The organism is Salinicola sp. MH3R3-1 (assembly GCF_001937155.1).
Taxonomy (GTDB): domain Bacteria; phylum Pseudomonadota; class Gammaproteobacteria; order Pseudomonadales; family Halomonadaceae; genus Salinicola; species Salinicola halophyticus.
This window is the reverse complement of sequence record NZ_MSDP01000009.1, coordinates 72,504-93,302: the sequence shown is the minus strand read 5'-3', so window position 1 is coordinate 93,302 and position 20,799 is coordinate 72,504. Positions and strand designations below refer to the sequence as shown.

At 63.2% G+C, this 20,799-nt stretch carries 21 protein-coding genes; 5 read left to right on the top strand and 16 right to left on the bottom strand.

What is annotated here, in order from left to right; translation table 11 throughout:
• Positions 1 to 137: 137 nt before the first annotated feature.
• Positions 138 to 839 carry an orotidine-5'-phosphate decarboxylase gene (pyrF, locus tag BTW08_RS07055; RefSeq protein ID WP_075561815.1) on the top strand — a complete coding sequence of 234 codons (702 nt, stop codon included), beginning with the start codon at positions 138 to 140 and terminating at the stop codon, positions 837 to 839.
• Positions 840 to 899: 60 nt separating this feature from the next.
• Here the strand turns inward: pyrF and lapB are convergent, their stop codons facing one another.
• The 3 genes from lapB to BTW08_RS07040 form a co-directional block, all read right to left on the bottom strand.
• The gene (gene lapB / locus BTW08_RS07050; RefSeq protein ID WP_075561814.1) at positions 900 to 2,087 is read right to left on the bottom strand and encodes a lipopolysaccharide assembly protein LapB; all 1,188 of its coding nucleotides are present in this window, start codon (positions 2,085 to 2,087) and stop codon (positions 900 to 902) included.
• The gene (locus tag BTW08_RS07045; protein WP_075561813.1) at positions 2,088 to 2,393 is read right to left on the bottom strand and encodes a LapA family protein; all 306 of its coding nucleotides are present in this window, start codon (positions 2,391 to 2,393) and stop codon (positions 2,088 to 2,090) included.
• A 96-nt stretch (positions 2,394 to 2,489) separates the two neighbouring features.
• Positions 2,490 to 2,846 carry an integration host factor subunit beta gene (locus tag BTW08_RS07040; RefSeq protein ID WP_157957501.1) on the bottom strand — a complete coding sequence of 119 codons (357 nt, stop codon included), beginning with the start codon at positions 2,844 to 2,846 and terminating at the stop codon, positions 2,490 to 2,492.
• 159 nt (positions 2,847 to 3,005) lie between these two features.
• On the opposite strand from BTW08_RS07040, the gene BTW08_RS07035 reads away from it, so the two are divergent.
• On the top strand, positions 3,006 to 3,290 hold the full coding sequence (locus BTW08_RS07035; protein ID WP_075561811.1) for a succinate dehydrogenase assembly factor 2: 285 nt from the start codon (positions 3,006 to 3,008) through the stop codon (positions 3,288 to 3,290).
• Entirely contained in the window at positions 3,250 to 3,660 is a 411-nt protein-coding gene (locus BTW08_RS07030) for a protein YgfX (RefSeq protein WP_075561810.1), read from the top strand. The genes BTW08_RS07035 and BTW08_RS07030 overlap by 41 nt, the downstream gene beginning before the upstream one ends.
• A gap of 251 nt (positions 3,661 to 3,911) precedes the next feature.
• Here BTW08_RS07030 and BTW08_RS07025 read toward each other — a convergent pair whose 3' ends face one another.
• The 4 genes from BTW08_RS07025 to BTW08_RS07010 form a co-directional block, all read right to left on the bottom strand.
• The gene (locus tag BTW08_RS07025; RefSeq protein ID WP_075561809.1) at positions 3,912 to 4,148 is read right to left on the bottom strand and encodes a DUF883 family protein; all 237 of its coding nucleotides are present in this window, start codon (positions 4,146 to 4,148) and stop codon (positions 3,912 to 3,914) included.
• Positions 4,149 to 4,230: 82 nt separating this feature from the next.
• Positions 4,231 to 4,602, bottom strand: coding sequence for a hypothetical protein (locus BTW08_RS07020; RefSeq protein ID WP_075561808.1), 372 nt, complete (start codon positions 4,600 to 4,602; stop codon positions 4,231 to 4,233).
• Between the two features lie 110 nt (positions 4,603 to 4,712).
• Positions 4,713 to 7,844 carry an efflux RND transporter permease subunit gene (locus tag BTW08_RS07015; protein ID WP_075561807.1) on the bottom strand — a complete coding sequence of 1,044 codons (3,132 nt, stop codon included), beginning with the start codon at positions 7,842 to 7,844 and terminating at the stop codon, positions 4,713 to 4,715.
• On the bottom strand, positions 7,844 to 9,103 hold the full coding sequence (locus tag BTW08_RS07010; RefSeq protein WP_246837670.1) for an efflux RND transporter periplasmic adaptor subunit: 1,260 nt from the start codon (positions 9,101 to 9,103) through the stop codon (positions 7,844 to 7,846). The genes BTW08_RS07015 and BTW08_RS07010 overlap by 1 nt, the downstream gene beginning before the upstream one ends.
• Positions 9,104 to 9,363: 260 nt before the next feature.
• On the opposite strand from BTW08_RS07010, the gene BTW08_RS07005 reads away from it, so the two are divergent.
• A complete protein-coding gene (locus BTW08_RS07005; protein WP_075561843.1) occupies positions 9,364 to 10,545 on the top strand; it encodes an NAD(P)/FAD-dependent oxidoreductase in 1,182 nt (393 codons plus the stop codon).
• Between the two features lie 157 nt (positions 10,546 to 10,702).
• Here the strand turns inward: BTW08_RS07005 and BTW08_RS07000 are convergent, their stop codons facing one another.
• Genes BTW08_RS07000 through BTW08_RS06985 form a run of 4 tightly spaced genes read right to left on the bottom strand, consistent with a single transcriptional unit; the run spans position 10,703 to position 12,706 of the window.
• On the bottom strand, positions 10,703 to 11,002 hold the full coding sequence (locus BTW08_RS07000; RefSeq protein WP_075561805.1) for a YqjK-like family protein: 300 nt from the start codon (positions 11,000 to 11,002) through the stop codon (positions 10,703 to 10,705).
• Positions 10,995 to 11,375 carry a phage holin family protein gene (locus BTW08_RS06995; RefSeq protein ID WP_075561804.1) on the bottom strand — a complete coding sequence of 127 codons (381 nt, stop codon included), beginning with the start codon at positions 11,373 to 11,375 and terminating at the stop codon, positions 10,995 to 10,997. Before BTW08_RS06995 ends, BTW08_RS07000 begins: the two co-directional genes overlap by 8 nt.
• Positions 11,375 to 11,716, bottom strand: a complete 342-nt coding sequence (locus BTW08_RS06990) for a YqjD family protein (protein WP_083627740.1) — start codon at positions 11,714 to 11,716, stop codon at positions 11,375 to 11,377. Before BTW08_RS06990 ends, BTW08_RS06995 begins: the two co-directional genes overlap by 1 nt.
• Before the next feature lie 60 nt (positions 11,717 to 11,776).
• On the bottom strand, positions 11,777 to 12,706 hold the full coding sequence (locus tag BTW08_RS06985) for a phospholipase A (protein WP_083627739.1): 930 nt from the start codon (positions 12,704 to 12,706) through the stop codon (positions 11,777 to 11,779).
• A gap of 325 nt (positions 12,707 to 13,031) precedes the next feature.
• On the opposite strand from BTW08_RS06985, the gene mscK reads away from it, so the two are divergent.
• On the top strand, positions 13,032 to 16,562 hold the full coding sequence (gene mscK, locus BTW08_RS06980; RefSeq protein WP_246837669.1) for a mechanosensitive channel MscK: 3,531 nt from the start codon (positions 13,032 to 13,034) through the stop codon (positions 16,560 to 16,562).
• A 35-nt stretch (positions 16,563 to 16,597) separates the two neighbouring features.
• On the opposite strand, the gene BTW08_RS06975 is transcribed toward mscK, so the two are convergent.
• The 5 genes from BTW08_RS06975 to BTW08_RS19115 are packed head-to-tail and all read right to left on the bottom strand — an operon-like array spanning position 16,598 to position 20,770.
• Entirely contained in the window at positions 16,598 to 17,347 is a 750-nt protein-coding gene (locus BTW08_RS06975) for a TlyA family RNA methyltransferase (protein WP_075561802.1), read from the bottom strand.
• Between the two features lie 7 nt (positions 17,348 to 17,354).
• Positions 17,355 to 18,560, bottom strand: a complete 1,206-nt coding sequence (locus BTW08_RS06970; protein WP_075561801.1) for an extracellular solute-binding protein — start codon at positions 18,558 to 18,560, stop codon at positions 17,355 to 17,357.
• A complete protein-coding gene (locus BTW08_RS06965; protein WP_246837668.1) occupies positions 18,557 to 19,954 on the bottom strand; it encodes a sensor histidine kinase in 1,398 nt (465 codons plus the stop codon). Before BTW08_RS06965 ends, BTW08_RS06970 begins: the two co-directional genes overlap by 4 nt.
• Entirely contained in the window at positions 19,951 to 20,622 is a 672-nt protein-coding gene (locus BTW08_RS06960) for a response regulator transcription factor (RefSeq protein ID WP_075561800.1), read from the bottom strand. Before BTW08_RS06960 ends, BTW08_RS06965 begins: the two co-directional genes overlap by 4 nt.
• Positions 20,612 to 20,770, bottom strand: a complete 159-nt coding sequence (locus BTW08_RS19115) for a hypothetical protein (RefSeq protein ID WP_168170641.1) — start codon at positions 20,768 to 20,770, stop codon at positions 20,612 to 20,614. Before BTW08_RS19115 ends, BTW08_RS06960 begins: the two co-directional genes overlap by 11 nt.
• Between the last annotated feature and the right edge of the window lie 29 nt (positions 20,771 to 20,799).

Sequence of the window (20,799 nt, the reverse complement as noted above, 5' to 3'; positions counted from 1 at the left end):
TGATGGGTGGAAATCGCAGAGTCTTGTAAGCCAATCGCTATAGGTTGATTCGCGGCAGTCGCCGATTCGGTTTACGACCCCTGGCTGCGTTGCATTCGGTATACTCCTGCACGAATTCGATAGCCGGAGCTCTTCCCATGTCTGTTACCGACTCGCCGCTCATCATCGCGCTCGACTACGCGGATCTGCCATCGGCACTGCAATTGGCCGATGCGCTCGACCCTGCTCGGTGTCGAGTCAAGATCGGCAAGGAGCTATTCACCCGGGTTGGGCCTTCCGCTATCGACGCCTTGCATCAACGCGGTTTCGAGATATTTCTGGATCTGAAATTTCACGACATTCCCAACACCGTGGCAGGCGCGGTCGAGGCGGCGGCGGACCAGGGCGTGTGGATGGTGAACGTGCACGCAGCCGGTGGCCGTCGGATGATGGAGGCCAGCGTCGAGCGATTGGCGCAGCGGGGGTTGAAGACCCACCTGATCGCAGTCACGGTGCTGACCAGCATGTCCGACGACGAGCTCGGGGAGACGGGGGTGACGGGGAACGCGTTGAGTCAGGTCGAGCGGCTGGCCAGACTGACTCAGGAGAGTGGATTGGATGGCGTTGTCTGCTCGGCGCGGGAGAGCGCCCGGTTACGCGAGCTGTGCGGCGAAAGCTTTCTCAAGGTGACGCCGGGAATTCGCCCTGCCACAGCCGACCGGGGCGATCAGCGACGCGTGATGACTCCCGACGCTGCGATGGCGGCCGGCAGTACCCACCTGGTCATCGGTCGAGCGGTAACCCAGGCAAGCGATCCGATGGCGGCGCTGGCGGCTATCGAGCATTCGTTGCAGGGCTGAACGTGACGACAGCGCGACTGCCGCCGAGGCGGCTTGCCGGCATTTCACCGGTTCGACTCGTTATTCGCCTTCGAGTCCGGTGACCGGTTTACAGGTGCCCCAGCTGCGGCAGCGTGGACACTGCCACTGGAGCTGTTCGGCGCCGAAGCCGCAGCGCTGACAGCGATGTCGGGGGCGAATGCTCAGCAGTTGGCGAGTATGTTGCTTGAGCAGTTCCAGACGATCGCGCTCTTCGGGGTCGCTGTCATCCAGATAGAGATCCATCAGGTAATCGACCCCCCGCAGGCTGGGATGCTCGCGAAGCTGTTCGCTGACGAACGCGCAGGCGACTTCCGTGCCCTGACGATGTCTCAGCGTATCCGCGGCCATCATCACCACCGTGGTCTGCGGATTGTGCTGGAGCTGCTTCTCCAGAAATTGCCACCAGCCGTCGTCGTCATCGAGCAATCGGTAGGCGTCCCGCAGCGGCTCCAGCACGATGGCGGTAAAGCCCGGATCCTGCTCCGGCACGCGCTGCCAGAACCGCGCCGCGTTGCGATACTGCCCGATATCCCATTCCAGTTGCCCCAGCATCCAGTTGGCGCGGATACAGCGCTCGTCGGTCTGCAGCGCCTGCCTCAATGCCTTGCGGGCCAGTGACGGGCTGTTGTCGCAGCGATGCCGATGAGCCAGCTCGCAGTGCCAATGCGCCGCGGCTCGCCGGATATCGGCATCCTGGCGAACCAACTGGGGCTGGGCGGCCTCCAGCGCCTGCGCCCACTCCTTCTCGCGTTCGAACAGATCGACCAGTAGCCTTTTACCGGCAAGCTTCTGGGCATCCTCGACGTGGCTTTTCTGCAGTGACAGCAACAGACGCTCGGCGCGGTCCAGTAAGCCGAGATTGAGAAAGTCGCGGGAAAGTTCCAGCTGCACCTGGCCGCTCTGTGAGGGGGTCAGGGCGGGGCGGGCGAGGAGGTTCTGATGAATGCGGACGGCGCGATCGGCTTCTCCACGCGAACGATAGAGATTACCCAGCGCGATATGGGTTTCGACTGTATCGCTGTTGACCTCGAGCGCCTGGGTGAAGGTCTCTATCGCACGATCGGGTTGCTCGTTGAGCAGGTAATTGAGGCCGACGAAGTAATCTTTCGGCAGAGATCCCCGCGGCGGTTGAGGCGGAGCGCGAAAGCGCCCCGACTCCCAACGGCCCAGCAACCAGCCGATGGCGATGGCTGCCACCAGCAACGCTAGCAGCAGTACATCGCTCATTCAGGTGCTTTCCTTGAACTCCTGCGTCCGCAGACGATCGAGTTCCTTGCGCTGTTGCTGATTGTGACGCTGGGCGCGGGTCAGAAGGGTGCGCAGGCGCAGGTACATGCCGGTCATGGCCAGCATGCCGAGAATCACGCCGCAGGCGAGTGCCACCAGCAGCCACAGCGAGAGTGACGCTGGCGGCAACTGGAACCAGATCAGATCCAACGGCAGCGGCTGCTGGTTATTGACCGCAAACAGAATGCCGAGCAGCAGCACGACGATCAGAATGATGGCGAGGATGACGCCTTTGAGCCAGCGCATAGCAATTCCTGGTGACACACCGCTGGCAGCTTTCGCCGCCATTCGATTCCGCGGTGGCAGCCCTCGCCGGAACGATGGCTGCAGTGACTGGGGAGATCAGTAGCCGAGCGCGCGGCTGGCGTTGACCTGTTCGCGTAGTTCCTTGCCCGGTTTGAAGTGCGGGACATATTTGCCGTCGAGGTCCACGGCGTCGCCGGTCTTGGGATTTCGCCCGGTGCGAGGCTCGCGAAAATGCAACGAGAAACTGCCGAATCCACGAATCTCGACGCGTCCCCCGTCGGCGAGTGCACTGGTGATGTCGTCAAGAATGACACGCACCGCGGATTCCACTTCCTTGGCCGATAGCTCGGGCCGGCGTGCGGCAATCTGTTCGATCAATTCAGACTTGGTCATCGACATTCTCCGTGAAGCCTCTGCCTGGCGGTGGCGGACGGCATAACGGACGTCCGACATCTATTATTGTCGCTTCAGCATACTTCGCAACTTTTGAGAAAACAACGCATTAGCCGTTGGGCTCCGGTTCGCCGATAGCGGCTGAGATAGCGGCGAAGATAGTGGCAAAGAATCCACATGGGTATAATGCTGTGCAATACACTCGATCGAGGAAAATGCATGCCGGACAACGAAGATGTGATACGCAGACGACTGTACTGGCACTCCCGGCGAGGCATGTGGGAACTCGATCTGCTGCTGATGCCGTTTCTCGAAGATTGCTATGATCAGCTGTCGGCGCGGGACCAGGTACTTTACCGGGAACTGCTGGCCAATGAAGATCAGGATCTTTTCACCTGGTTGATGCGCCGCGAGTGGCCGCAGGATCCGGATATGCGTCGCCTCGTCAAGATGATCGTCGAACATGCCGAAACCATCGATCGTCGTCGTCATCAGACGCTCTAGGCTGTCGCTTGCCGGCCAGATTCTGCTGGGGCTGGTTTTGGCAAGCTACGCGGGATGGTGGCTCGATTACCGGGTCGCTGTCGCGGTGGCCTTCGTCGCGATCGGGCTGAGCTACCGGCAGTATCTCGCCGTGCCACGACGGTTTTATCTTCGGTGCGGGCAGACCAATGGACACGCGGTGTGGGAGAGCTCCATCGACGGCGGTCACTGGCAGCCCCGAACGTGCCGAGTCGTGCGCCTGGGCCCGCTGTTGTCGGCATTCGACCTTTCCGGGCAGCGCCTGTGGCTATGGCCCGATAGTAGCGATGCGGATTCGCTGCGCCATCTGCGCGAGACGCTTTGCGAGCAGTCGGAAGGGGCGACCGGCTAGGCCGGAAGTGTCGATAGGCTAGGCCGGAAGGGGAGACAGGGTAGCCATAAGGGGCGACAGAGTAGAAAGCACTGCCTCATGGGAAGCGTTCACTGACAGACGGAGCCCGACGATGTCGATCATGACGATTCGGCCGTTGTCGCGTGGCATCCACCAAACCCTCGACGGCCCCGTGACTTGCCACGAAGGGGCGCCACGGAGCCGTCAGAGGTCATACTATCTTGCCGTCAGGCCGATGAAAGGCCGGAGACTTAGCGTCGGCCGGCGAGGAAGCCGATAGCAAATCCTGCCAGTGCAGCAACGCCCATGCTGCTCCAGGCATTGCGATGGACGTAGTCATCAGTGTCGCGCCAGGCTTCTTCGGCATGTTCCGCCAGCTCGTGGCTGACGTCATCGGCACGATGGCGTGCGCGGTCGAGACTCTGGCGTCCGCGGCGTTTGGCATCCTGATAATGGCGGCGGGTGTCTTCGCGATAGTTGCGGCTCATGGATCATCCTTAATCTTGAAAATGGTGAAGGGTTAGTAAATATACAGTCGGTGACACCGACCATTGGCGAAAAGAGGAGCGGTCAGCGCCGGGTCAGCAGCAGCGTCAGAAGCGCGCCACCCAGCGCGGCGATGCCGACACTCTGCCACGGCTTGCGTTGCACGAATTCATCGCAGCTTTCGCGGGTATCGGTAATCTGGTCGTCCAGCCTACGACGAGAACGTTCGCCCCAACCCTCATGCGCCAGATAGGCCGTGGCATAGGCGGGCGGCTCGTCGATGCTTTCTTCCAGCGGATCCGCTGCAGCGTCCCGAGGATCCAGGTCCGCAGCCAGCTCGGGCTCCTCGCGGATAGGATCGTCACCCAGATGAGGTGCACGCTCGGCGGCGATTGCCATATCGTCATCGATACGGCCTTCCCCAGCTGTCTTGTCGTCACGATGGAACAGACTCATGTTCACTCCTCCGGCTCGATGAAACGATCTCTCCGCGGTTTTTGCAATAGCATTCGTCTCGTTGATCCGCTTTGCAACGACGCCATCGTCTCAGTGTAGTCGCAATTCCGTTACTCGCTAGGACGGCCGGTAGCGGAATTGTCGGGCTGCATCTCGCGATCGAGGCGCCGGCCGACGTCGCCGGGAGACCCGGTGTGTCGGGTCAACAGGTCATAGGCCACCGGAACGATGAACAGCGTGAGCAGGGTGGCCACGGCAACGCCGCAGAAAATGACGGTGCCGATGACGATGCGTGATTCGGCGCCGGGCCCGAATGCCAGGATCAAGGGTACGGCGCCGGCCATGGTGGTGACGGTCGTCATCAGGATCGGCCGGAGCCGAGTCACCGCGGCCTCGACCAGCGCATCGGCGAAAGCCAGCCCTTCGTCGCGCAGCTGGTTGGCGAATTCGACGATCAGGATGCCGTTCTTGGCTGCCAATCCGACCAGCATGACTAGCCCGACCTGGCTATAGATGTTGAGCGATTGCCCGCTGGCCCATAGCCCCAGCAGCGCGCCGCTGATCGCCAGCGGCACGGTGAACATGATCACCAGCGGATGGATAAAGCTCTCGAACTGAGCGGCGAGAACCAGGAACACCACGACCACGCCCAGAATGAGCAGGAACGTGGTGGCGCCGCTGGCTTCCCGATAGTCGCGAGAGGGCCCCTTGTAATCGATGACCGCCTCGCTGGGGAGCTCCTCGGCGGCGATCCGTTGCAGGTAGTCGAGCGCGTCGCCGATCGCCACGCCATCCTCGAGGTTGGCCTCGAGCGTGATCGCGCGCATGCGGTTGAAACGATTGAGCTCGCTGGCACCGGCGAACTCGGACACCGAGACCAGGCTCGCCAGCGGAATCAGCTCGCCGCTGACGGCCGAGCGCACCTGGACGTTGTCCAGCGTGCTGGGCGCGCGCTGGCGGTCATGCTCACCCTCGACGATGACATCGTACTCTTCGCCATTGTCGACGTAGGTGGTGACGTTGCGTCCGCCGAATAGGGTTTCTAGCGTGTTGCCGATGGTACTGACGGTCACGCCGAGAGCCGCCGCGCGGTCGTAGTCGATCTGAATGCGCAGTTGCGGCTGGGTCTCCTTGTAATCGCTGTCGACCGCCTCGAGGCCGGTATCGCCGTCAGCGCGAATACGCGTCAGCAGCCGATCGCGCCAGTCGACCAACTGATCGTAGGTGCTACCGCCGATGACGAACTGGATCGGCTTCTCGACCCGGCCACCGAAGCCCTGACGCATGACCGGGGTGGCGGTGACACCGGGCAGGCCCGACAGTCGGTGTTTGACATCGGCCATGATCTCCCAGGCGGAGCGCCGTTCGCCCCAGTCATTGAGCGTGACGATCGCGATGCCGTCGTTGAAATTCTCGACGTTGCCGAATCCGCGTGGACCGCGGATCGAGAGCTGCTTGATATCGCCGGCGTCGACCAGTGTCATCAAACGGGCCTCGATTTCATCGTAGTAATCCTGCATGTAGTGGAAGGTCGCCCCGGGCGGCCCTTCGATCAGCACGAAGAAGTTGCCGCGATCCTCCTTGGGCGTGTACTCGTCGGGTAGCTGCTGAAAGAGCCAGGCTGTCAGCAGCAGCACCAGCCCGAACAGTCCGATCACGATCCAGCGCCAGCGCAGCGCCCAGCGTAGACAGTGCCGATAGATTGCTTGCGAGCGATCCAGCAGCCAGTGCACGCCGCGGCTGACACGACTCTCGTGCATCCGCGCGCTGAGCAGCTTCGAGCACAGCATCGGCGCCAGCGACAGCGCGACCAGACACGAAATACCCACGGCGGCGGCGAGCGTCAGCGCGAATTCCGAGAACAGGCGGCCGATGTCCCCCGGCAGCAGGCTCAGCGGAATGAACACGGTAATCAGTACCAGTGTGGTGGCGATGACGGCGAAACCGATCTGTCGGGTGCCGCGGTAGGCGGCGACCAGCGGTGTCTCGCCGTGAGTCACCATGCGTCGGTGCACGTTCTCGATCACGACGATGGCATCGTCGACCACTAGCCCGATCGACAGTACCAGTGCCAGCAGCGTCAGCAGATTGAGGGTGAAGCCGAACATTGCCAGAAAGATGAAGGTGCCGATCAGAGAAATGGGGACGGTCACCGCCGGCACCAGCGTCGTGCGCACATTGCCGAGAAACAGGAAGATCACCACGACGACCAGCGCCATGGCGATGAACAGGGTCGACACGACTTCATGTAACGCGCCGGAAACGAACACCGACGAATCGAAATTGAGCGACAGCTGCATGCCTTCGGGGAGCGTCGGCTGGAGTCTGGCCATTTCCGCCTTGGCGCCGTCGGCGACCTCCAGCACGCTGGCGGTGGACTGTTTTATCATGCCCAGGCCGACCATCGGCATTTCATTGCCGCGATATAACGAACGTTCCTCGACCGAGCCGACCTCGACGCGTGCCACATCCGACAGCCGCACCAGATAGCCGTCCGCGCCTCGCGAGATCACCAGGTCCCGGAAGTCGGCGGCGGTGGTGAAGCTGCGCGGAATACGCAGCGTGAACTGGCGATCGCGGGATTCGAGAAATCCGGCCGGCAGCTCGACGTTCTCGTTCTCGAGCGCGTCGGCGACATCGTCGACGGTGAGCTGGCGGGAGGCGAGGGCGTTGCGGTCGATCCACACGCGCATCGCATACTCCTTGCCGCCGCTCAAACGTACCCGCGCCACGCCGTTCTGGGTCGAGAAGCGATCGACGAGATAGCGATTGGCGTAATCGGTCAATTCGGGAATGGAGTAGCCCTCGCCGGAGAGCGATAGCCAGATGATGACGTCGTCGCTGCTGTCGCTCTTCTCGATCTCCGGAGGCTCGGCCTGATCCGGCAGATTGTCGGCCACCGACGAGATGCGGTCGCGGATATCGTTGGCTGCGCCGTCGATGTCGCGATCCAGCGAAAACTCGACGTCGATCTCCGACTCACCGTCGGCGCTGCTGGATTCGATCGAAACGATGCCCTCGATGCCTGCGATGCGGTCCTCGAGCAGCTGGGTAATGCGGGTCTCGACCACGCTGGCGGAGGCACCCGGGTAATTGGTTTCGATACTGACGATAGGCGGATCGATCGCCGGATATTCCTGCAGCGGCAAGCGCTCCATGGCCAGCAGACCGAAGGCGATCAGCAGCAGCGAGACGACCGTGGCGAAGACCGGGCGGCGGATCGATATATCGGAAATCCGCATCAGTCGTCGGTCTGCGATTCGGTAGCCCGGGATTCAGATGTCTGTGATTCGAGTGTCTGTGGTTCGGGTGTCTGGGATTCGAGTGCCTGGGATGCGGAAGTCTGTGACCGAGAGGCCCGGCGCTGACGTTCCAGCACGTCCTTGATATCGCCCGTGCCGACATCGGTGGCGATCAGTTCGACGGGGTCGTCTTCGCGGACCTTGAGCGTGCCGTGGGTAACGACACGCTGGCCGCTATCGAGGCCGTCGACGATCTCGACCTCGCCTTCCCGACGTTCACCGGTGGTCACCTCTCGGCGGGTGACTCGAGGCGGCTGGCCCGCTTCGATCAGCCACACCGTCTGGCGTTCACCGTCCGGAACCAGCGCGCTCTCCGGGATCGTCAACGCCTGTCGCGCGGGCTGGTTGAGCTTGACCTCCATCAGCATGCCCGGCAACAGCCTGCCGTCGGGGTTGGGGAGATCGGCGCGAACCACCAGGCTACGAGACACGGGGTCGATTCGCGTACCGAGCGTCGCGACCTCGGCGCGGAACACATCGTCGGGATAGCTCGGCGTCGTGGCACTGAGCGTGAGACCCCGATGCAATACCGATAGCAGCGTTGCCGGCACGGTGAAGTCGAGCTTCATGGTATCGAGCTTGTCGAGCGTGACCAGATCCGTCCCGGGAGTGACCAACGCGCCGACGCTGATGTTGCGCAGACCAACTGTGCCAGCGAACGGCGCCTGTAGACGATGTTCCGCCAGATGGGCCCGAATGGCGTCGATCTCTGCCTCGCTCTGGCGCACCTGGGCGGCGTTGTCTTCAAGCGTGGCGCGAATCCCCAGGTTGCGATCCTGCATTTGTTGAGCGCGGTCGAGCGCACTCTGGCGCTGTCCGAGGAGCGCCTGGGCGGCGCGCAGTTCGGCCTGGGCCTGGTCGTCATCGAGCTGGACCAGCCACTGCCCGGCATCGACGTGATCGCCATCCTCGAAATTGAATGCGCGGACGGTGGCGGTCAGCGTCGAGGAGAGCGTGACGCTTTCGTCCGCTCTCAGAGTGCCCAATGCCTCGACCGGGTCCTGCCAGGTCGAGGCGCTGACCGTCGCGCCGATCACGGCAATCGGCGATTCAGCCTGGGCCTGGGCGTACGCCGGGCCGAACAGCAGCACGGCGGCAGTGGCCAGGTTAAGTGTCGTCAGGCTCAGCAGCGCCGATAGCGGCGTAGCACGCTTGCGAGAAAAGAAGGCCGTCGGGAGAGCCGGCGGTATCATTGTCATAAAAGGCCGATGTCTGCGCTGTGCTACAAGGAATCAAAGGGCACTACCAATCAGGAATCAAAGGGCACTGCCGATCAGGCGATCAGGAATCAAAGGGCACTGCCGATCAGGCGGTCAGGAATCAAAGGGCATTGCCGATGCGATGCGCTATCAAGTTTCGCTTCTCGTTAGTACCTTACCTTCCGTCAAATGAAAAGGCCGTATCGAAAAACGGCTCTGTTAGAATGCTCCCCCCTCAGCAAGCCAAGGTCGATGTGGAGATGAGAACCTACGACGTCGTGATCGTCGGGGCTGGCGCTGCCGGCTTGATGTGCGCGCTGACCGCGGGCTATCGCGGCCTGCGGGTAAGGGTCGTCGACCACGCCAACAAGGCCGGCAAGAAAATCCTGATGTCCGGCGGTGGCCGCTGCAATTTCACCAATCTCGCGACCACGCCGGCGCACTTCTTTTCGCGCAATCCTCACTTTTCCATTTCGGCATTGAAACGCTACACGCCGCAGCATTTTGTGGAGTTGATCGAGCGTCACGGGGTCGACTACGTCGAAAAGGCACCCGGGCAGCTGTTTTGCGCGCATTCGGCCAAGGATATCGTCTCCGTTCTGATGACCGAGTGCGAATGGGCCGGTGTCGAAGTCTCTCTCTCCACGTCGGTTGGCAGGGTCGAGCGTTGCGGTGACGGCATGCGGCTCGAGATCGACGGCCGCAGGGTGGACGCTGGAGCCGTCGTCGTCGCCTCCGGCGGTCTGTCGATCCCGACGCTGGGAGCCAGCGGCTTCGGCTACGACGTGGCTCGTCAGTTCGGTCTGGCCGTCACCGAGACGCGAGCGGCGCTGGTGCCGTTCACGGTGACATCACAATGGAAGACGTCTCTCGCCACGCTGGCCGGGCTGTCATGCCCAGTGGAAGCACGCTGCGGTGAGAGGAGCTACCGCGAGCCGCTGCTGTTTACCCACCGTGGGATGTCGGGGCCGGCGATGTTGCAGGCCTCGAGCCACTGGCAGCCGGGGATGCCGGTGTCGATCGACTGGTTGCCATCGATTGCGGTGGCCGATACGTTGAGCGCTTTACGGCGCGACTCGCCACGGCGGCTTGTCGGCACCTGGCTCGGCGAAATGCTGCCCAAGCGGCTCGCGCAGGCGCTGCTCGAATGGCAGGGATGGAAGGACAGAACGCTGGCCGAGCTCTCCAACGCCGATATCGAGGCGCTGGCTCAAGGGCTCGAGGCCTGGCAATTCAAGCCGGCGGGCACGGAAGGGTGGCGCACGGCGGAAGTCACCATGGGTGGCATCGACACCGATGCGGTGTCGTCGAAGACCTTCGCCGTCAACGCCGTTCCTCAGCTCCATTTCATCGGCGAAGTGCTGGATGTCACCGGTCAGTTGGGTGGCTTCAACTTTCAGTGGGCCTGGGCTTCCGGCGTGGCGTGCGGTCAGGCCGTCTAACCGCCGAATCGACGGCCGAGCCGGTAAGGCGGTGCTTTCGAACTGTCGATCACAGCTGTCGATCGACGTTCGATTCGCGAGCGTGCTGCCACATAAACGAAAAACGGCCACTGCTCTGCAGTGGCCGTTGGAAGCTTCGCTGAAACGCTGTCGCCGGTCAGCGGTTGCGTCCCCGCGTCGCTCGATAGAGCGCCTTGCCGCGGTTGTACATCATGAGTCCGGTCAAGCCGCGCCTGAGCAGGCGTCCGGTGGCGCGTGGCTTGCGTGCACTACGCATGGCCAGCAACCCGCCCGCGGCCATTAGACCTACCCGCCAACTCATCAGCTTTTCCCAGGCGTGATCGATCGGCGCCGTGGCATCACGCCATTCCCGCATCGCAGACGTCATGTCGAGGCGATTCTGAAGAATTTCATCCTCGAGATCGTCGATCTGCTGCTGCCGAGTGCGTTCAGTCATGTGATGGCCCCAACGACTGTCGATCCTGATCCAGGTGATGCAAGGTCGCCGCCATCAGCTTGCGCTGACTGGCCACCTTCTTGGCAGCGAAGATCAAGATGCCCGAAATCACGAAGAGTACCGCCGAGCAGATCGCGATCGCTTGAAGCCGGTTGTCTTCCCAGTACACCACCACGATCAGCAGAAGCAGCATCCCGATGGCGAAGGAGAGCATGATCAGCCCCGCGCCGGCGAGCAGCAGTAGCTTCAGCAGGCGTTCGCGCTCGGCTTCCCACTCGACAACGGCGAGACGCAGCCGCGTCTCGCCACTGGAAATGAGATTGCTGATCAATCGCCGTGCGGCGCTGATCACGTTCTCAGCCGGCCCCGCCATTAACGGCGCCCCAGCAGCAGCCCCAGCACTACGCCGGTGGCTGCGCCGATTCCGATGCTGGTCCACGGATTGTCGTGAACATAGCGATCGGTGGCATCCATCTGCTCTCGAGCATTGGCGTAGATTTTCTCGCCACGGGCTTCCAGACGCTCGCGAGTATCCTGCAGGCGCTGCTGAGCGCGTTCGCGCAGTTCAGCGATATTACCGCGAGAGTCATCCGCGGTGGCGTGGATCAGTTCCTCGACCGTGTGCGACAGATTGCGCAGATCTTCCTTGAGCTGCTCGGTAGAAGCTTCGCGTTCACGTTCGGGGCCGTTGCCGCCGATGGATTGCATGGTCATGGTTGTCTTCCTCTGACAGTCGATTGGCGTTCACTAGCATAGTCATGCTGACTGCTGCCATCAACGCATGCCGGGAATCCCGGCTAAAAAGGTGTTGATGCTGAAGCCTAGTCCAATACGCTGCACGTCGTGGTCGTAGTCGATCAGACTCTCGCCGTAGCCCTTGTAGTACTGTACATAACCACGGACCTTGCCGAACAGCGGGAACGAATAGTCGAGCTGGCCTCCGTAGTTCGACTTGCCCGGATTGCCGCGAACCATCAGCGAAACTTCCTGATCGCCGTACGCGCGCACCACGGTCAGGTCACCGTAGCCGATGTAGTTCTCGAGGTCGGGGTTGTCGTCCTCTTCATCGTTTTCGGGGATGCGCCAGTGCGGAGCGACACTGACGGCCCAGTCGCCACGCTGGAAGATCGTCTCGGCATAGATCCGGTTCCAGCTGCGCGAGAGCGGGTCCGAACGGCCGTTGGACTGATGCGCGAAGCCGACCCGGTTGATGGTGTTGGTCCAGCCCAGTACCGTCCAGCGGTTATCGAAGCTTACGAAGCCTTCGGGCTCGTAGTTGGTCTCGCGGAAGGGCGCGGACGCTTCTGAGTTGTAGGCCTGCCACCAACTGCGTTGGGTATAGGCGAAATACAGATCGCCATTCTCTCCGAACATGTCATCGAGCAGTTTGATCTTGAAGCTCAACTGAAACTTGATTTCCGAGTTGTCCACATCACCCTCGGACGTGATTTCACGGAAATCCGATTTGTCCGGGTTGGTGTTGTAGGTCCAGGGCAGGAAGTAGTTGCGGCGATAGGTGGTGATCGCCAGCGGGTTCTCCGCGGTTTCCGCTTCGAGATCGCGGCGCACGTCTGCCTGCTCGTTCGCTCGTTGAACCGGATCGACGGCAGGAGCCGGTTCCGATACCTGTGCGGTCGCCAATGGCGTGGTCAGCATCCCCAGCAGTAGAAGGCTGGTATGGCGCAGCGAGCGAAAAGGCGTCATAAGACTGTCCCTGTCAAGATGATCCAATAGGTGGAGGCGCGATCAGAGCGAGAAAAATCGGGCTTCCTGGCAAGTAGTGTCGATTTCTAGCATGTCACCGCCTTAAGTCAAACTCGGATGACGAGACGACGAACGTCTCGGAATCCGCACGAGCTGGCGGTAAACTCCGGATTCGGCAGAAAAACCCACCGCGTCAAGGCAATGGTGGCCGCATGAACGAAGTTGATGAGGAGAGGGCATGTCGGATTATCCGGCCGGAGATGACACTGTCAGACGACCAGGATCTCTTCGGCAACCGCTCGAATCCGCGGAGGCGATTGACCTGATGGCATCGACCTCGGCCCCCGCCCGCTGCGACGCCGGGACGACCGGCACCCGCGACAACGTCGTCTCCGCCGTTCTCGGCAGAGCGGCTCAGCGTATCATGTTCTTGGCATTGGTAATGTGCATACTGATGGCAAGCGTTGTCGCTTCGGCACAACAGACGGACAGCCTGCCGACCCGGGCCAAGCTCGAAGCCGAGCAACAGAAACTCGAAAAGGTCGAAACGCTCGACGAGCAGCAGCGCACGGACCTCGAGAATTTACGTGCCGCGCTGGAATCACTGGATTCACTGGAGTCGCTGCGCAAGGAGCTGAAGACGCTCGAAAGCTCGGCGCAGCAGGCTCCCCAGCGCATTCGCGAACTCGAACGTCAGCTCGCCGGGTTGAGCGACAGCCAGTCGCCCGAGGCCGATGCGCTGGACCGGCTTTCAGTGGAGGCGCTGGGCCAGAAGACCTCCGACTCCCTGGATCAGCTCGAAACGCTGCAGAATCAGCTGGCGTCGGTGAATGCGCGGCTGATCAGCGCGGAAACGCTGCCTGAACGGGCGCAGTCGGCCATTGCCCAGGCGATGGCCGATGCGGAACAGGCCCGAACCCAGCTCCAGAGGCCGGATGACGACGTCAGCCAGAGCCCCACCTTCGACCCGGGCCAGGCTCGCTATCAGCTGGCGCTGGCACTGGCGGAATTGCAGGCCGAATACCACCGTCGGGAACTGGCCAACAATACGCAGCTGCGCGAACTGGACACCCAGCGCCGCGATCTGCTTCAGCGCCAGGTGGCGATCGAAGAGGCCCGTTTGAATGCGCTGCAGGAGGCGCTCGATCGTCAGCGTCGAGCCGAATCCGAGAAAGCGGTGGCCGATATCGGCGAAGAGGGCAGCGCGGCGATCAAGGCGCATCCGGTGTTGCGCGATATCCAGAACACCAACCGCGATCTCAGCAACCGTCTGCTCGAAGTGACCGACCGCACCAACGAGCTGATTCGACAGGCCATCGATACCCGCTCGCAGCTCGATCGGGTGCGTCAGGTCAAGCGCACGCTCAACGAGCAGATCGAGGCGATTCGCGGCAGTCCGTTGCTATCACGAATTCTCGACGAACAGCGCCGCGCGCTGCCGGATGTCGACCAGTTGGGCGGGCTGCAGGAGGAGATCGCCAAGACGCGGTTGAGCCAGTTCGATCTGGTCGACCAGCGCGACGCGCTCCGCCACCCGCGGGCCCAGGCGGAGAAGAGTCTGGCCGCCACCGATATCGAGGTGACGCCTTCGCTGGTCGATGCCCTGACCAAGTTGTTCCAGTCGCGTAGCGAGGTTCTGGAGCAGCTCGATCGCGAATACGGCAGTCTGCTGACGGTGGCGATCGACCTGCAGCTCAACCAGGAGCAGCTGGCGGGGCTTACCACGTCACTGCGCGGCGCGATCGAGGAGCAGCTGTTCTGGGTTGCCAGTGCGCGACCGCTGACCTTCGGCTGGTGGCGCGATGCGCCCGCCATTGTGGCCAGTCAGGTCAAGCAGGGGGCCTGGAAAGACGCGTTGGCCAGCTTCTGGCAGGTGCCGGACTTGCGTGCGTTGGCGGTCATCCCGGTGCTGTTGCTGACGGCCACGCTGCTGCTGGTGAGGCGCCGGATCAAGGTACGTCTGCTCAACCTGCATGAGCAGATCGGCCGGTTGAAGCGCGATACCCAGATGCATACGCCACGTGCGATTCTCTACAACGCCCTGCTGGCGGCGCATGGGCCGTTAATGCTGGCTGTGGCGGGCGGCCTGCTGCGACTTGGCAGCGACGACTTCGCCGAGCGCGTGGGCGAGTCGATGCTGCTGCTTGCATTGGCTTGGGGCGTGCTCGGCTGGGCGCGGCGATTGCTGGTATCGGACGGTGTCGCGACGCGCCATTTCCATTGGTCGGTCGGCTATGTGGCTCGGCTGCGGCGGTTGCTGTTCTGGCTGGGCATCTCGCTGATCCCGATCATCCTGATCAGCGGCACCGCGCCCGGCAGCCAGGCCGAGCTATCCAGCCGTCCGCTATTCCTGCTGTCGCTGCTGGCGGGCCTGCTGGCGATGAGCTGGATCCTGGTGCGATTGATTCTGGCGCATGTGCCCTATTTCGGGCTCAAGCTGTTTCGGCTGCTGCTGGGTCTGGCGCTGGCGCTGGTGCCGTTGGTGCTCGCCGGGCTGATCGCGCTGGGCTATGAATATGCGGCTCTGCGTCTGATCGGACGGTTCATCAATTCGCTGTACATCTTCGGGCTATGGATTCTGGTCGAGGCCACGGTCGTTCGCGGGCTCGCCGTGGCGCAGCGCCGGCTGGCCTATCGGCGTGCGGTGGCGCGTCGACGCGCGCAGATCCAGGAGGGTGCCGAGGGCGGCCTCGAGGTGGTCGAAGAGCCGCCGCTGGATATGGAGCAGGTCAATCAGCAGTCGTTGAGGCTGTCGAAGCTGATCCTGTTCATCGGCTTTACCTGCGCCTTCTATCTGATCTGGTCGGACCTGCTGGAAGTGTTCACCTATCTCGATCATGTCAGCGTGTGGGAGATCGAGCGCGGCCAGGGCGAGGCCATGACCCTGGACCCGATCACCGTGGCGGATGTCATCATTGCGCTGATCACCGTGGCGTTGACCATGATGCTGGCGCGCAACCTGCCGGGGCTGCTGGAAGTCATGGTGCTGTCGCGGCTGACGCTCAAGCAGGGCAGCGCCTACGCGATTTCGTCTCTGCTCTCCTACATCATCGTCGGCACGGGCGTGGTGATGTCCCTGGGTACGCTGGGGGTGTCGTGGGACAAGCTGCAGTGGCTGGTCGCGGCCCTGGGTGTCGGGCTCGGGTTCGGTCTGCAGGAGATCTTCGCCAATTTCATCTCGGGCCTGATCATTCTGTTCGAACGCCCGATGCGGATCGGCGACACCATCACTCTCGGCCAGCTCCATGGCTCCGTCAGCCGAATCCGGATTCGTGCCACCACGGTGATCGACTTCGACCGCAAGGAGATCATCATTCCCAACAAGACCTTTGTCACCGACCAGCTGATCAACTGGTCGTTGTCGGACAACGTCACCCGAGTGGTACTGACCTACGGGGTCTCGCACGGCTCCGATCTCGACGAGGTGCATCGGCTGATGCGTCAGGCGGCGGACGAGAACCGGCGGGTGCTGCGCGACCCCGAGCCGCAGGTGTTCTGTATCAGTTACGGGCCGACCGCGTTCAATTTCGAGCTGCGTATCTTCGTCAACGATCTGCTGGATCGGCTCTACGCCAGCGACGAGATCAACCGCCGCCTGGATCGGCTGTTCAAGGAGCACGGCATTCGCGTGGCGTTCAACCAGATGGATGTCTGGCTGCATGGCGACAATGGTCAGGTCGCCAAGGTCCAGAGCGCCAGCGGAGACGACGCGACGCTGGGCTCGGCTTCCGATTCGAACGCCCGGCGGCCTCATTCCCGTCGCATGCCCAGCGGCGACGACGGCCACATGGGAGACAGCGATGTCGGCGGTCCCGGCCACGATGGCGGTAGCGACGGGGGAGACGGCGGACGTTGATCGCGGCGCTGGCGACCGGCGAGGACTGGCGTGAGTCAGCGTCGCCGGGCGTGGAGCAGGAACTCACGATTGCCGTCGCCGCCACGGATCGGGCTCTCCTGCCAGTGATCGACGTCCAGGCCCTGATCCTGACACGCTTGATGCAACGCGCCGGCGACGACCTTGTAGAGGCACTCATCCCGCACGATGCCCCGCGGATCGACCTTGCCGGGGCCGACCTCGAACTGAGGCTTGACCAGTGAGTAGAGCTCGGCGCCCGGTCGCAGTAGCCGCGCGATCTCGGGCAGGATCAGCGTCTGCGAGATGAACGAGACATCCATCACCACCGCATCGATGCCCGCCGGCGCCAGGGCTTCCAGCTGCGCGGTGGGTAGCTGGCGGGCGTTGACGCCTTCCAGGCAGGTGACTCTGTCATCCTCGCGCAGCGTGGCGTCGAGTTGCGCGTGCCCAACCTCGATGCCGATGACCTGTCTGGCGCCGTAGCGCAGGGCGCAGTCGCTGAATCCGCCGGTGGATTGACCGATGTCGAGGACGCAGAGGCCGTCGAAGCGGCGGCCCAGCGTTTCCAGCAGCGATTCCAGCTTGAGCCCGGCCCGCGAGACATAGCGCTCCTCGGGTGCATCTTCGATGCGCAGCGCCGTGGTTTCCGGCAGCTTCTCGCCGGGTCTGGTGGCCACGCGCCACGTCGTTCCGTCGTTGATACTGACATGACCCTGACGAATCAGGCGCTGGGCGCGGGTGCGGGAGCGTGCGTGAGCGGTAACCAGTTGATCGAGTCGTTTCATGGATGGCTCAGGGTTGGGAAGCTTCGGGCAAGGAAGCGGTGGGCACTGGAGTGGGAGAGAAGGGAGCGGAAGGCTCCATCGGCCCGTCGGTAAAGGTCGAGTGATTGTCGAACGCCTGCTGCCACTGCTCCAGCAGCGTCTGGCGCTTGAGCGTATCCAGTGTCGCCAGCAGACCCGGGCCGATCTGGACAGGGCGAATCGCATCACCCAGCCGGGCCCTGAGATCGGCCGCGGTGCCGGCACCGTCGATGCCCGGATGAACGGCGCCCAGCGTGGTGTGGGAGGCGAGGAGGCGCTGGGCCGGTGCGCTCAGCAGGTAGTCGATGAAACGCCGCGCCGCCGCGGGGTGCGGCGCCTCTCGGGACATCATCACCAGACGCTGCAGGACCAGGGCATAGTCCTGAGGCACGACCATGACCAGTTCAGGGTGCGTGGCGACGTAATCCTGCACGTAGGAGCCGATCAGGTTGTAGCCGATCCAGTAGCGGCCATCACTGAGCCCCTCGAGCATGGCGCCGGTAGTCGTCTCCAGGGCGCTATGGCTTTGGCCCAGCGCCTCGACCAGGTCCCAGTAGCGGGCGGAAATTCTGGCATCCTCGATGGCATAGGTATAGCCGGCACCGCTACGGCGTGGATCATAGGTGGCCACCCGGTGCTTCAGAACGTCGGCGTGTTGCTGCAGCAGGTTCAGCAGCTCGGCATGGCTCGTGGGTGGCGCCATGCGCTGGGCCAGGTCGCGGCGGTAGACCATGACGATGGGTTCGAACGTGAATCCGAACAGTTCCTGGCGCCAGCGCGCCCAGCTTGGCCAGGCGGCAGCAGCGGGGGAGTCCAGCGGTTCGGAAAGGCCTTCGTTGGCGAGTTCGTACTGCCACGGCATGGCCGGTGACATCAGGACATCGGCGCGGGGCGCATTGCGCTCCTGCAGTACCCGGGCGTGCAGCGCCAGCGTTTCCAGATTGTGGTACTCGATCTCGATATCCGGATTCCGTTGATGGAAGTCTGCCAGCAGGGGACGCACTTGGGGCGGATCGAGTACGCCGTAGATAGTCAGCGGCTGTGACGAAGCGGTCTCTGCCGCGACGTGCAGCGTTCTGGCCTGGGCTGTCGTCACCAGGGCGAGCGTTGCCAGGCCGACGGTTATGCGGACCCAGGAGACAGCGACACGTATCAGGCCGCCGACGCCGCGCCGGATTCGCGTCGCTGTCGTCATCGGGTGTCGGCGGGAAAGGTCAGGGCGATACATAGGCCGGGGCGCTCGGGATGATCGGGAGTGGCGGGTTGCAGGTTCAAGCGGATGTCGTGGGCGCGGGCGATGCTGTCGACGATGGCCAGCCCCAGCCCGCTACCGTCGCCGGTCTCCTGGCCGCGATGGAAGGGACGCAGCACCAGCAGCCGTTGGGACTCGGGAATGCCGGGACCATCGTCCACCACCGTCAGTTGTGCCGGAGCGTCGCTGACCTGGACGGTGATCCGGCCGGCGCCGTAGAGCGCGGCGTTCTCGATTAGGTTGTTCAGCGCCTCTTCCAGCTGCCACTCGGTGGCCGAGACCATAACCGGGCGGTCGGGAATCTCCACGCCGAGATCGACGCCGCGACGGTGGTGACGCGAAAACGCCTCCCGCACGCAGCGCTGGGCGAGTGCCGCAAGGTCGACAGGATGCCTGGCCGGTGTGGCTTCGGGGTTGTTGAGCCGGGTCAGCGACAGCAGTTGTCCGGCCAGCCGGGCGGTCTTGGTAGCGGTGCCGTGCATGGTCGTCAGCCCCTCGCGCCAGACGGCCGGATCGGTCTGGCGCAGGGCGAGCTCGGCCCGGGCGGACAGGCCCGCCAGCGGTGTCCTCAACTGGTGGGAAGCATCGCCGATGAAGCGCTCCTGGTTGGCGCGAACACGGCGCATGCGCGCCAGCAGTTCGTTCAGGGCCTGGCGCAATTCGGCCAGTTCGCGTGGTAGTGCCAGCTCTAGCGGCGCCAGCGTGCGCGGGTTGCGCTCGCGGATCGCACGGCGCAGGCGAGTCAGCGGCTCCAGCGCGAAGCGCGCCGACAGCAGCACGACGACCATGGCCAGTCCGGCGATGATGACGATATTGACGAAGCTTGCCATGAACAGCTGGTTGGCCAGCGCCCAACGGCCTTCACGAGTCTGCGCCACTCTGACCTCGAAGCGATCGCTGCGATCCCATCCTTCGAGACGCGACCGGCGCACGCCGAGCCGCAGAGACATGCCGCGGGAGGTAACGTTCCCGTAGCTCATCTGGTCGTTCGCCACCGCGGGCAGCGAAGGCAGCGAGCGGTTGCCGGTCACGAAGTGGCCCTGAGCGTCGTAGAGCGCGTAGAACACGCGTTCCTCGGCGTCGGTAGAGAGCATCTCCAGAGCCGACGGCGGCAGATCCATCCACAGCCGGCTCTGCTGCCAGCGGACCTGTTCGGCGATGGAGAGCGAAGCGGCGTCGAGCAGCCGGTCGAAGGCGCGATCGGCCGCCTCGCGGGAGGCCAGCCAGGCCTGCAACAGCATGATCGCCACCAGCAGCGCCAGCGGACAGAGCAACCAGATCATCAGGCGGCGGTAAAGACTCAGGTGAGACAACCGCCAGCGTCGCGACAGGATCACTGCGCCTCCAGCAGATAGCCGATACCGCGAACCGTACGCAGGCCGACATCGGTATCGGCGAGTCGCCGACGCAGGCGGTGAACGTAGACTTCGATGGCATTGTCGCCGACGCTTTCGCCGGCGAAGGCGTCCTCCAGCAGGCGTGCCTTGTCGACCGGTTCGCCGGCGAAGCGGATCAGGCACGCCAGCAGGCGATACTCTCGTGGCGGTAGCGACAGCACGACGCCATCCAGGGTGAAATGCTGACGTTGTCGATCGAAGCGCAAGGCGCCCACCGTCAGCGGTCCACTCTCGCCACTCTGGCGCCGACGCAGCAGGGCCCGAACGCGCGCTTCCAGCTCGTCGAGAGCAAACGGCTTGGCGAGATAGTCGTCCGCGCCGAGGTCCAGCCCTCTGACGCGATCCTCGATCGCCGCCCTCGCGGTCAGGATCAGCACCGGGGTCTGACGATCCTGCGAACGCAGTGCTGCCAGCACCTCGAGACCGCTGCGGGTCGGTAGATTGAGATCGAGCAGAATCAAATCGTAATCGTGATCGAGCGACAGTCGGGCCAGCGCGGCACCACCGTCGCCGATCGTATCGACGCGCTGGTCGTCGACCGTCAACGTCTCCGTCAGGGTACTGGCGAGTAGAGCATCGTCCTCTATCAACAGTAGCTTAGCGGCCATGACGACACTCCTGCCGGTGGGCGATAGCGGTTTTTAAGGCGTTCATATCAACGGTCTCGCGTTTCGCCTGCCGGTTTTTCTCTTCGCCATCCATATCGGCGTCGTTCCATTCAGTGATGCGTCTTTCATGCGGCGGTGCGTCTTTCATTCAGCGACGCGTCTTTCATTCGGCCTCGT

What these genes read in the sequence shown, in the direction of transcription:
- pyrF (WP_075561815.1), top strand. Translation starts at nt 138, where the DNA reads ATGTCTGTTACCGACTCGCCGCTCATCATCGCGCTCGACTACGCGGAT.
- lapB (WP_075561814.1), bottom strand. Translation starts at nt 2,087, where the DNA reads ATGAGCGATGTACTGCTGCTAGCGTTGCTGGTGGCAGCCATCGCCATC.
- BTW08_RS07045 (WP_075561813.1), bottom strand. Translation starts at nt 2,393, where the DNA reads ATGCGCTGGCTCAAAGGCGTCATCCTCGCCATCATTCTGATCGTCGTG.
- BTW08_RS07040 (WP_157957501.1), bottom strand. Translation starts at nt 2,846, where the DNA reads ATGTCGGACGTCCGTTATGCCGTCCGCCACCGCCAGGCAGAGGCTTCA.
- BTW08_RS07035 (WP_075561811.1), top strand. Translation starts at nt 3,006, where the DNA reads ATGCCGGACAACGAAGATGTGATACGCAGACGACTGTACTGGCACTCC.
- BTW08_RS07030 (WP_075561810.1), top strand. Translation starts at nt 3,250, where the DNA reads ATGCCGAAACCATCGATCGTCGTCGTCATCAGACGCTCTAGGCTGTCG.
- BTW08_RS07025 (WP_075561809.1), bottom strand. Translation starts at nt 4,148, where the DNA reads ATGAGCCGCAACTATCGCGAAGACACCCGCCGCCATTATCAGGATGCC.
- BTW08_RS07020 (WP_075561808.1), bottom strand. Translation starts at nt 4,602, where the DNA reads ATGAGTCTGTTCCATCGTGACGACAAGACAGCTGGGGAAGGCCGTATC.
- BTW08_RS07015 (WP_075561807.1), bottom strand. Translation starts at nt 7,844, where the DNA reads ATGCGGATTTCCGATATATCGATCCGCCGCCCGGTCTTCGCCACGGTC.
- BTW08_RS07010 (WP_246837670.1), bottom strand. Translation starts at nt 9,103, where the DNA reads ATGACAATGATACCGCCGGCTCTCCCGACGGCCTTCTTTTCTCGCAAG.
- BTW08_RS07005 (WP_075561843.1), top strand. Translation starts at nt 9,364, where the DNA reads ATGAGAACCTACGACGTCGTGATCGTCGGGGCTGGCGCTGCCGGCTTG.
- BTW08_RS07000 (WP_075561805.1), bottom strand. Translation starts at nt 11,002, where the DNA reads ATGACTGAACGCACTCGGCAGCAGCAGATCGACGATCTCGAGGATGAA.
- BTW08_RS06995 (WP_075561804.1), bottom strand. Translation starts at nt 11,375, where the DNA reads ATGGCGGGGCCGGCTGAGAACGTGATCAGCGCCGCACGGCGATTGATC.
- BTW08_RS06990 (WP_083627740.1), bottom strand. Translation starts at nt 11,716, where the DNA reads ATGACCATGCAATCCATCGGCGGCAACGGCCCCGAACGTGAACGCGAA.
- BTW08_RS06985 (WP_083627739.1), bottom strand. Translation starts at nt 12,706, where the DNA reads ATGACGCCTTTTCGCTCGCTGCGCCATACCAGCCTTCTACTGCTGGGG.
- mscK (WP_246837669.1), top strand. Translation starts at nt 13,032, where the DNA reads ATGGCATCGACCTCGGCCCCCGCCCGCTGCGACGCCGGGACGACCGGC.
- BTW08_RS06975 (WP_075561802.1), bottom strand. Translation starts at nt 17,347, where the DNA reads ATGAAACGACTCGATCAACTGGTTACCGCTCACGCACGCTCCCGCACC.
- BTW08_RS06970 (WP_075561801.1), bottom strand. Translation starts at nt 18,560, where the DNA reads ATGACGACAGCGACGCGAATCCGGCGCGGCGTCGGCGGCCTGATACGT.
- BTW08_RS06960 (WP_075561800.1), bottom strand. Translation starts at nt 20,622, where the DNA reads ATGGCCGCTAAGCTACTGTTGATAGAGGACGATGCTCTACTCGCCAGT.
- BTW08_RS19115 (WP_168170641.1), bottom strand. Translation starts at nt 20,770, where the DNA reads ATGAAAGACGCACCGCCGCATGAAAGACGCATCACTGAATGGAACGAC.